2 protein-coding genes and 1 pseudogene are annotated in these 2,375 nt (G+C 65.4%); all 3 read left to right on the forward strand.

Annotated elements, in window-relative coordinates:
- On the forward strand, positions 1-501 hold a 501-nt coding region (locus tag VG320_RS01290; protein WP_327198376.1), incomplete at its 5' end, for a TetR/AcrR family transcriptional regulator.
- A 5-nt stretch (positions 502-506) separates the two neighbouring features.
- On the forward strand, positions 507-2,192 hold the full coding sequence (locus VG320_RS01295) for an acyl-CoA dehydrogenase family protein (RefSeq protein ID WP_414695937.1): 1,686 nt from the start codon (positions 507-509) through the stop codon (positions 2,190-2,192).
- A 46-nt stretch (positions 2,193-2,238) separates the two neighbouring features.
- A pseudogene (locus tag VG320_RS01300) lies at positions 2,239-2,375 on the forward strand (class II aldolase); the annotation flags it as partial.

Raw genomic sequence — 2,375 nt, forward strand, 5'->3', positions numbered from 1 at the left:
TCGATCTACCGCTATTTCGACTCCAAGGTTGACCTGTGCGTCCAGGTGCTGGCGCAGGTGTCGGAGCGCGAGGCGCAGGTCGTTGCCGGGATCGTCGATACCGACGGCGACGCCACGTCGAGATTGCGCGATGCGGTCGCGATGTTCGTACGGCGCGCCGCGCGCGAGCCGCGTTTGGCCTATGCGCTGATCGCCGAACCCTGCGAGCCCGAGCTCGACGAGGCCAGGCTCAAATACCGGGACGCGCTGGCGGGGCAGTTCGCGCGGTTGATCGCCGAGGGCATCCGCCGCGTCGAGTTCATCGACATGCCGCCCGACGTGCTGTCCACCTGCGTCATCGGAGCGATGATGGAGCCGCTGATCCGCCCGCTGGCTCGCGCGGTCACCCACCCGCTGCCGGAGATCGAAACGCTTGCGGAGCAGGTGGCCACCGTTTGCGTCCGCATGGTGCGTGCCAAGGAAACCAAATTGGCCAGCGTCAAGGTAACCCGGAGGCCGTGATGAATATGCATCTCGAAAGCACGGCGCTGGCGCTCCGAATTGCTTCGACCGATGGCGTCGAAACCCACAAGGTGCTCAACCAGGCCCGTGCCAGCGTAGGTCACAACGCCTTTACCGGCGACGTTGCGCTTTACGAGCGGGTGGCCAGCCAGGCGCCGTGGGCTATCGCGAACGCGACGAGCCTCGGCGCGCTGGCGGGCGATGAAGAGGTGCAGGAGCTTGCAAGGCTCGCCAACGAGCACAGCCCTGTGCTTCGCACGCACGACCGCTTCGGCCATCGCATCGACTGGGTCGAATTTCATCCGGCCTGGCATCGGCTCATGGCTCTCGGGTTTGGGCACGGCGTTGCCGGGCTTGCCTGGACGACGCGCGAGCCTTCCGGCCACTTCGCGCGCGCGGTGCTGAGCTATCTCTGGAACCAGGTCGAAAACGGCACCGGCTGTCCGACCGGGATGGCGTACGCGGCGTGCGCCGGATTTGCCGGCCGCCCGGCGTTTGCGCTGTGGCGGGAGAAGACGTTGTCCGGCGAGTATGACCCGCGCCGTCTGCCGCTCACCCAGAAAACCGGCGCGGTGATCGGCTACGCGATGACCGAGAAGCAGGGCGGATCTGATCTGCGTCAGACCCAGACCATGGCCACCTTCGTCGGAAAGGAGAACGGCGCGCAGATCTTTGCCATCACCGGCCACAAATGGTTTTTCTCCGTGCCCACCTGCGACGGCTTCTACACGCTGGCGCAAACCAAATCCGGCGTGAGCTGCCTGTTCGTTCCGCGCTTTCTGCCGGACGGCAGTCTCAACCGTGTCTTGTTGCAGCGCTTGAAGGACAAGTGCGGAAACCGCTCCAACGCGTCGAGCGAGGTGGAATTCAAGGGCACCTGGTCGATGCTGGTCGGCGAGGAAGGGCGCGGCATCCGGGAAATCCTGTCGCATGCGCATCTCACCCGCCTCGACTTCGCGGTTGGCTCGGCGGGACTAATGCGCCAGGCGCTGACGCTGGCGATCGGCCACGCCTCGACCCGCGACGGTTTTGGGCGCCGGATGGCCGATTTGCCGATGCAGACCAACGTGCTGGCCGATCTGGCGCTGGAAAGCGAAGCGGCGATGTTGTCGGCGCTGCGGATCGCGCTAGCAACCGACAGCATGGAAACGGATGAACGCGAGCGCCTGCTGGCGCGCGTGGCGACGCCGATCGTCAAATACTGGAATTGTCAGCGCGCGACCACCTTCGTGTACGAAGCGTTGCAAGTGCACGGCGGCAACGGCTTCATCATGGAGAACCCGATCGCGCGGCTGTATCGCGAGTCTCCCCTCAATTCGATCTGGGAGGGCACGACCAACATGATGTGCATCGACGTGCTGCGGGCGCTTTCTCGCGAACAAGGCGCGCTTGAAGTCTTCATCGACGAAGTATCCGGGCAGGGAACGGCGAACGCCGCGCACGCGAGTTTCCTTGTCCGTCTGCGCGACGATCTCGCGGCAGCGGTCGACGAAGGCAATGCGCGCGCCGTCGTGACGCGGATGGCGCTTGCGCTGCAGGCGAGCGAGATGCTCCAGCACAGTCCCGGCTCGGTGGCGCAGCGCTTCATCGAATCGCGCCTCGGCGGTCGGCACGCCGGCGTGATCGGCACGCTGACCAGCGGTACGGATTTGCGCGACATCGTCGCGCGCGCGGCAGTGACGGCGGCGTGAGGAGTAGGGCGTGGACGTGCAAGACGGACTTCTTTCGGCGAGAGACGTGAAAGCCGCGGTGTCGGCAGAGGAGTGGCAGACGCGCGTCGATCTTGCCGCCTGCTATCGCTTGATCTCGGCCTATGGCATGTCGGATCTGATCTACAACCACATCAGCGCGCGCATCCCCGGACAGGGCGAGCA

The sequence above is a fragment of the Paraburkholderia sp. genome (assembly GCF_035948235.1).
GTDB lineage: Bacteria > Pseudomonadota > Gammaproteobacteria > Burkholderiales > Burkholderiaceae > Paraburkholderia.

Excerpts from the sequence above, each read along its gene's own strand:
- VG320_RS01295 (WP_414695937.1), top strand. The coding sequence starts at position 507 with ATGCATCTCGAAAGCACGGCGCTGGCGCTCCGAATTGCTTCGACCGAT.